This is a genomic window from Stenotrophomonas sp. 05L414_2, assembly GCF_056397905.1.
Map to the genome: position 1 here is coordinate 1 of NZ_JBFTOJ010000189.1, position 7,173 is coordinate 7,173.

A 7,173-nucleotide genomic window follows, 5' to 3' on the forward strand; every position below is an offset into this window, starting at 1 on the left:
CTTGACCTTCCATTCCGCCTTTTAGCGAGCCGAGCATCGCAGGGGAATCAGGGGCCTAGAGGCGCCGATGTCTGAGCGCAGCGAGTTCGGCGCCGTCCCCTGATTCACCGAGAAGCACAGGGCACCGGTGCGTAGCACCGGCTCGCGACCTGGCGGCGTGTTCTTTGGTTACTTTCTTGCACGAGCAAGAAAGTGACATGTTCGAGAGCTCCAGATCTCAGAACGGCTTGGCCAGCACCAGCCAGACGATCGGGATGAAGGCCAGCAGCGGAATCTCGTTGATCCAGCGCAGCGCGCGCGACGACGGCAGCGCCCTGCCCTTGGCCACGCCCTTCAGCAGCCGCCCGATCCAGATGAAGTACGCCAGCAGCACCACCACCAGGCCCAGCTTGGCGTGCAGCCAGCCTGCGCCACCCGGGGCGACCATGGTCGGGAAATCCGGAATCACCTTGTAGCCCAGCCACAGCACCAGGCCGAGCACGAACGCCAGGCCGAACATCGAATGGCCGAAGCGGTACAAGCGCATGCCCATCAGCTGCAGGCGCTCGACCACCGCCGGCTGCCCCGCGGTCTCGGACAGGTTCACCAGGATGCGCGGCAGGTAGAACACCGTGGCCATCCATGCCACCACGAACACGATGTGGAAGGTCTTGACCCAGTAATAGCTCTGCATGCGCTCGCTCCGGCGGCTGGCGTGGATGTCCGCCATTCTCGCATGTCGTGGCGAGGCCACCTCACGTGCAACCGCCGCGACACATCGACGCATGACGTGCTGCAACGCCGTACGATAGGCGCCGATTTCACGACTGCACCGGATCGCCATGGACAAGACCTACGACGCCGCCTACTTCCAGCGCTGGTATCGCCGCGCCGACATCGGTGGCAGCGCGCGCCTGGCGCGCAAGGTCGCCCTCGCCGTGGCGACGGCCGAGTACTACCTGGAACGACCGATCCGCAGCGTGCTGGACGTCGGCTGTGGCGAAGGGGCATGGCGCGCGCCGCTGCTGAAACTGCGTCCGAAGGTCGAATACCTCGGTTTCGACAGCAGCGAGTACGCTGTGCGCCGCTACGGCCGCACCCGCAACCTGCACCTGGCCAGCTTCGGCGATTTCGCCTGGCTGCGACCCTGCGCCCCGGTCGACCTGCTGGTCTGTTCGGACGTGATGCACTACGTGCCCAACCGCGAACTTCGCGCAGGCCTGGCCGGTGTCGCCGAGCTGACCGCAGGCGTGGCGTTCCTGGAGACCTTCGCCGCCGAAGATGAATTCGAGGGCGACCATGACGGCTTCCAGTCGCGCCCGGCCCGTTGGTACCGGCGCGAGCTGACCCGGCAAGGCCTGCAGGCAGTCGGCTCCCACCTCTGGCTGGGGCCAGCGCTGGCCACTGAAGCGACTGCGCTGGAACAGGCGGCCCGCTGAATACGATCAGTGAGTCTGCTTAACGTCCGGGACAGTCGGATGCGCTATGCTGCGCGGCAACATAAGACCATACATATTCGGTCGGCATGCTCTATCARCTGCACGAACTGACCCGCAACCTGCTCGCCCCCTGGGTGCACCAGGCCCAGGCCAACGCCAAGTTCTTCGCCAACCAGGGACACTGGTGGTCGCAGATGCCTGGCGCTGATCGTCTGGCGGCGGTCAATGAGCTGTTCCATCGCATCGGCAAGGATTACGAGAAGCCCGAATGGGGCATCAACGAAATCGAGGTCGAGGGCGAGCGCGTGCCGATCGTGGTGCACGAGGAACTCAGCAAGCCGTTCTGCAAGCTGCTGCGCTTCAAGCGCCACAGCAATGAAGCCGACCAGCTGCACACCATGCTCAACCAGCCGTTCGTGCTGGTGGTGGCGCCGTTGTCGGGCCATCACGCCACGCTGCTGCGCGATACCGTGCGCACGCTGCTGCGCGACCACCGCGTGTACGTGACCGACTGGGTCGACGCGCGCATGGTGCCCGGCAGCGAAGGCGAATTCGGGCTGGACGACTACATCGCCTACATCCAGGAGTTCATCCGCCATCTTGGCGTGGAGCGCCTGCACGTGGTGAGTGTCTGCCAGCCTACCGTACCGGTGCTGGCCGCGGTTTCATTGATGGCCAGCCGCGGCGAACCGACGCCGCGCACGCTGGTGATGATGGGTGGCCCGATCGACGCGCGCTGCAGCCCGACCGCGGTCAACAACCTGGCCACGCAGAACCCGTTGTCGTGGTTCGAGAACAACGTCATCCACACCGTACCGGCCAGCTATCCAGGTGCCGGCCGCCGCGTGTATCCCGGTTTCCTGCAGCACGCCGGCTTCCTGTCGATGAATCCCAGCCGCCACTTCAGCTCGCACTGGGATTTCTACACCGACCTGGTGAAGGGCGACCTGGAGGATGCCGACGCGCACCGTCGCTTCTACGACGAGTACAACGCGGTGCTGGACATGCCGGCCAAGTACTACCTGGACACCATCTCCGTGGTGTTCCAGGATTTCCTGCTGCCGCGTGGCGAGTGGGTGGTCAACGGCGAAAAGGTCGACCCGTCGGCAATCCGCGATACCGCGCTGCTGAGCATCGAAGGCGAGCTGGACGATATCGCCGGCCTCGGCCAGACCGAAGCGGCGCAGGCACTGTGCAGCGGTATACCGGCCGAACGCCGTGAACACTTCATCGTGGATGGTGCCGGCCATTACGGCATCTTCAGCGGCCGCCGCTGGCGCGAAGTGGTGTACCCGAAGGTGCGTGACTTCTTCGCCGCGCATGCCGAAGCCCCGGCAGCGAAGGCCACGAAGAAGAAGAGCAACGTCACCCCGCTGCGCCGCAAGGCGGGGTAGCACGCCCCTGGTGGATGCCAACCTTGGTTGGCGCTTCTGGTAGATGCCAACCTTGGTTGGCGCTTTCGGTAGATGCCAACCTTGGTTGGCGCTCTTTCAAGCGTACTGACACCTGATGGTTCGTGCCAACCAAGGCTGGCACCTACCATGGCGAAGTGCCGACCGAGGTCGGCACCCACCAGAGAACAGATCGCTGCCTTACAAGCGCACCAGCAGGTTCTTGGCCAGCATGCCGTGCAGCTTGCCGATGCCGCGTGCCAGGTGCATCGTCAGCAGCAGCAGCAACACACCCACCGCTGCTACCACGATCGCCACCAGCGGCGAGGCTGCCATCGGCAGCACGTTCACGTCGTTGATGTAGATGCCGGGGATGTCGCCGCTGAAGATCGCCGCCACCGGTGCCCAGATCAAGCCCAGCGACAGCGACAGCAAGGTCACCGCGATGGTGAAGTAGATGATGCCCAGCGGCAGCATCAGCACGAAGTACAGCAGGGTCAGCCAGGTACGGCCATCAGTGAACATGTCGCCGATACGCTGCAGCCAGCTGCGGCTGCGGTCGGTGTACTGCGGCCGGCGCGGCATGCGCTCGCCCAGCAGCGCTTCCACCAGCCGCCCTTCCAGCAACGCCAGTCCACGCACCGAGCCGAAGAACAGCACGGTCAACGGGACGCCGATGATCAGGATCAGCAGGCCCAGCGACAGCGACAGGCCGGTGACCACCCAGGTGAAGAAGAAGATGCCGGTGGCCAGCGACAACAGCATGTAGAACAGCGCGCCGTAGGTGTGCGGGTCCGTCACTACGCCGAAGAAACGCGCCAGCAGCGAGCGTCGCACGGGCGCTGCGGGCTGTGCCGCCGGTGCAGCACCGCTGGCCTCGGCCGCTGCACGCAGCACCGGGCCCGTGTCAGCCCGCGGCGTGCGCAGCGCGCGGTTCACCGTGAGCTCGGTTTCGCGGTAGATCTCCGCCACCTCGTCCGGTGCGCCGTAGCTGCCGGCGACGTCGGCGATGACCTCGGCTTCGCTGCGGCCGGGTTGCGCCGCCAGTTCCGAGCGCAGGTATTCCTCGGCGTCGTACAGGGCGTCCTGCACCATCGCCGGATCGGCACCGTCCAGCGCGGCACGCAGCTGCGCCAGGTACTGCGGGATGGTGCTGGGCAGACGGTTGCCTGCCAGGTCCAGGTCGTTCATTGCGGTACCCCCTCCAACACGGAATCGACGGAATCACGGGTGTCGCGCCAAGCCTGGCGCCATTGCTGCAGCACCTCCCGGCCACGCGCGTTGATGCGGTAGTAGCGGCGCGGCGGCCCGCTGCTGGACGGCTCCACATGGCTCTCCAGCAGGCCGGCGCCCTCCAGGTTGCGCAGCACCGGGTACAGCGCGCTCTGCTTGCCACTGAGCACGCCCTCGCCCACCCGTTCCAGCTCCTTGGCGATCAGGTAGCCGTACAGCGGCTCACCGGCGCGGGCCAGCACTGCGAGCAGGGCCAGCGACACGGTGCCGGCGCTGAGCTCCTTCTGGAACTTCTTCAGGTGGACATCGTCCTCGGACATGACCGGCCCTCCACTACGTTGAAGTCCACAGTAGTGCGAAGTTCGGTATAGCGAATGTGTCGTTAGTCATCCTGCCGTGCGGAAGGGGGCCTTCAGGCATGATGGACGGCCGCCCGCACTTGGGCCGCAACGTTCTGCGGCAAAGAGTGCCTGCCCTCTTCAAGCCGGCTGAGCAGGGCCTGCCGACGGGCGGCCCCGAGCGGCGAGTACTGCCCGCTCACCCGAAGCCAGCCATGCACGAGCCGCAGGTGCCAGGCACGTTCATCCTCGCGCTGCGGTACCGCATCCAGCAGCAGGTCGAGGTGTTGCCACAAGGGCAGCCGGGTCAGCTGCCCGAGCAGGCCAGCCTGTGCCACCGGCGAAGGACCGTCGTGGCAGAAGGCGAGCAGGCGCGGCGGGTCCAGCTCTGCCGCCCATAGCACGGTGGCGCTGGCCAGCAACGCATTCACGGTCCGCCCCGGCTTTTCCAGTGCCTCGCGCAGCAATGCCAGACGGGCACCGCCCTCGGCCCGCACCCAGCCGCGCAGGCAGTTGCGCTGATGGCGCGCCGATACCTGGGGCAACAAGGCGCGCAATGCAGGCATATCCTCTGCCTCGGCGTGATCGGCCAGCGCTTCCAATGCTTCGCGCCATCGCGCGCGTCGACGGTGCTTGAGCTCGTCTCGCCACAACGCGATGGCCGGCGTGGCCTGCCGCTGCTGGAGCAGCCACATCGCCAACCGGCGCACGCCTCTCGAACGGTCGAATGCCGCGGTTTCGATGTGCGCATCCAAGCCGGCCACCTCGCGCTCGACCAGCGCACGCAACGCGGCACTACGTACCCCGCTCGCAGGCGCGGACAATGCCAGCGCGCACTTCGCCTCGACATCCGCAGGCTCACCGTGGTGCAGAAGATCGGCAAGTGCCAAGTGCGAGATGTGCGGATCACTGTCCAGAATCGCGCGCACGCGCAACGCTGCCCGATCCGGATGACTGTGCAGGGCGACGGCGTAGGCCATCAGCCGGGTGCGTGCGTCGGGATGGCCCAGCAGTCCTTCAASCACTATGCGGCTGGAGGGCGATGACAACCAGGCGAACAGGGTGCCCTCGAGCCACGCCCGGTCAACGCGCTGGGAATGGCGCAGGCGCACGGCGACCGGCCAGGCCGCCAGTACGTGCTGCACCGCGCACTGCCCGAGCAGGGACATCACGCAATCCTGCGCCGCCGCACGCACTTCAGCCACCCAGTCATTGCAGCGGAGCAAGGCACAGGACAACGTCAAATGGCTGGGCACCGAGCGCATCATCTGCAACGCGGCCTCACGCGTGCGGCCATTGCCATCCGAGCCCGCAAGGAACAGTGCCGCCGTCTGCACAGTAACCGGCGCCGCTGCACAGGCTTTCAGGCAGGCGAGCAGGCCATCATCGTTGGCAGCCCACCAACTGCGCCGACGCTCATCAAGATCGAACAGCCCACGTGGCGACAACGTCTGCAACCAATGCACACGATTCCCCCCTTCATCGACGAACGCCTTCAGGATCTGGTCGATTCTGGCGCTCAGTGCGGCTTCGGGGGCCTCCGGATGCGGTATCAACATCATCTGCTTCCATTAAGGAGAATGACCATCGTGCCGCACGTACATGGACACGGCCAGCACGGGACCGTGGCGCAGGCACGCACTCTCGCGCAGAATCGAGACCTCGTTCATGTTCCGGGGATCCCATGYCGCACCGTCGACGCCTTGCCCTGACTACCCTCGCCCTGGCCTGCCTGCTGCCCTCGCTGGCCAGCGCGGCCGCGCCCTACCGCAGCCCGCAGCAGATCCTGGAGGCCTCGGCCGCCAGCGACTGGCGCACGCCGGACCCGGCCAACCTGCTGTACATGGACCTGCCGGCCGGGCGGGTGATCATCGAGCTGGCGCCGCAGTTTGCCCCGCGCCATGTCGCCAACATCCAGACCTTCGCCCACGAGCACTTCTGGGACGGCACCAGCATCTACCGCTCGCAGGACAACTTCGTGGTGCAGTTCGGCGATGCCGACGCCGACGATGCCGCCAAGGCCAAGCCGTTCGGCAGCGCCCAGCGCAAGCTGCCGGCCGAATTCGAGCGTGCCAACAGCGGTTTGAAGGTGAGCGTGCTGCCGGATCGCGATGGCTGGGCAGCGCAGACCGGCTTCGTCGACGGCTTCCCGGTCGGCCAGGACCCGCAGGCCGGCAAGGCCTGGCTGGCGCACTGCTACGGCATGCTGGGTGCGGGCCGCAGCAACGAGGAAGACAGCAGCATCGGTGCMGAACTCTACGTGGTGACTGGCCAATCGCCGCGCCAGCTSGACCGCAACATCACCCTGGTCGGCCGCGTGCTGAAGGGCATGGAACTGCTCAGCGCTATCGCGCGCGGACCGGCACCGATGGGCTTCTACGCCGACCCGAAGCTGCGCACACCGATCGTGTCGATCCGTCGCGTCAGCGACGTACCCGCGGCCGAGCGCACACCGATCCAGGTGCTGCGCACGGATTCAAAGACCTTCGCCGATACGGTCGAAGCGCGGCGCAACCGCGTGGATGATTTCTACAAGCGCCCGGCCGGGCATATCGACCTGTGCAATATCCCGGTGCCGGTGCGGTAGGAGGCTGGCTTCCTGCGCGTGGCGCGTGCTGAAGGCGCTTCATTGTTCTTGGGCGTTACTTTTCTTTGTACACAAAGAAAAGTAACCAAAAGAAGCGTTCCGCCGGTCGCGAGCCGCCGTGCTTCGCACGTCGGTCCCCTGCGATGCTCGGCTCGCTCAAGGCGGACCCAGATCAAAGGCCGCAGCTGCACCCAGTAGATCCACGC

At 66.1% G+C, this 7,173-nt stretch carries 7 protein-coding genes; 3 read left to right on the forward strand and 4 right to left on the reverse strand.

The window, feature by feature from the left end; all coding sequences use genetic code 11:
- Positions 1-217: 217 nt before the first annotated feature.
- Positions 218-673, reverse strand: a complete 456-nt coding sequence (locus tag AC1DJN_RS19200) for a CopD family protein (RefSeq protein WP_025877688.1) — start codon at positions 671-673, stop codon at positions 218-220.
- 148 nt (positions 674-821) lie between these two features.
- Here AC1DJN_RS19200 and AC1DJN_RS19205 point away from each other — a divergent pair, with 148 nt between their 5' ends.
- Together AC1DJN_RS19205 and AC1DJN_RS19210 are read left to right on the forward strand one after the other, a co-directional pair.
- Entirely contained in the window at positions 822-1,418 is a 597-nt protein-coding gene (locus AC1DJN_RS19205; protein ID WP_313444639.1) for a class I SAM-dependent DNA methyltransferase, read from the forward strand.
- Positions 1,419-1,504: 86 nt separating this feature from the next.
- Positions 1,505-2,812, forward strand: coding sequence for a polyhydroxyalkanoate depolymerase (locus AC1DJN_RS19210; RefSeq protein WP_025877691.1), 1,308 nt, complete (start codon positions 1,505-1,507; stop codon positions 2,810-2,812).
- Between the two features lie 198 nt (positions 2,813-3,010).
- Here the strand turns inward: AC1DJN_RS19210 and AC1DJN_RS19215 are convergent, their stop codons facing one another.
- The 3 genes from AC1DJN_RS19215 to AC1DJN_RS19225 form a co-directional block, all read right to left on the reverse strand.
- Positions 3,011-4,000, reverse strand: a complete 990-nt coding sequence (locus tag AC1DJN_RS19215; RefSeq protein ID WP_442251027.1) for a sensor domain-containing protein — start codon at positions 3,998-4,000, stop codon at positions 3,011-3,013.
- Complete coding sequence (locus AC1DJN_RS19220; protein WP_032975774.1) at positions 3,997-4,362, reverse strand: PadR family transcriptional regulator; 366 nt, start codon at positions 4,360-4,362, stop codon at positions 3,997-3,999. The genes AC1DJN_RS19215 and AC1DJN_RS19220 overlap by 4 nt, the downstream gene beginning before the upstream one ends.
- Before the next feature lie 92 nt (positions 4,363-4,454).
- Positions 4,455-5,654 (reverse strand): hypothetical protein, encoded by a 1,200-nt coding sequence (locus AC1DJN_RS19225; protein WP_478039822.1) that lies wholly within the window; start codon positions 5,652-5,654, stop codon positions 4,455-4,457.
- A 410-nt stretch (positions 5,655-6,064) separates the two neighbouring features.
- On the opposite strand from AC1DJN_RS19225, the gene AC1DJN_RS19230 reads away from it, so the two are divergent.
- Positions 6,065-6,967, forward strand: a complete 903-nt coding sequence (locus AC1DJN_RS19230; protein ID WP_478039824.1) for a peptidylprolyl isomerase — start codon at positions 6,065-6,067, stop codon at positions 6,965-6,967.
- Positions 6,968-7,173: the final 206 nt, after the last annotated feature.

What these genes read in the sequence shown, in the direction of transcription:
- AC1DJN_RS19200 (WP_025877688.1), bottom strand. Translation starts at nt 673, where the DNA reads ATGCAGAGCTATTACTGGGTCAAGACCTTCCACATCGTGTTCGTGGTG.
- AC1DJN_RS19205 (WP_313444639.1), top strand. Translation starts at nt 822, where the DNA reads ATGGACAAGACCTACGACGCCGCCTACTTCCAGCGCTGGTATCGCCGC.
- AC1DJN_RS19215 (WP_442251027.1), bottom strand. Translation starts at nt 4,000, where the DNA reads ATGAACGACCTGGACCTGGCAGGCAACCGTCTGCCCAGCACCATCCCG.
- AC1DJN_RS19220 (WP_032975774.1), bottom strand. Translation starts at nt 4,362, where the DNA reads ATGTCCGAGGACGATGTCCACCTGAAGAAGTTCCAGAAGGAGCTCAGC.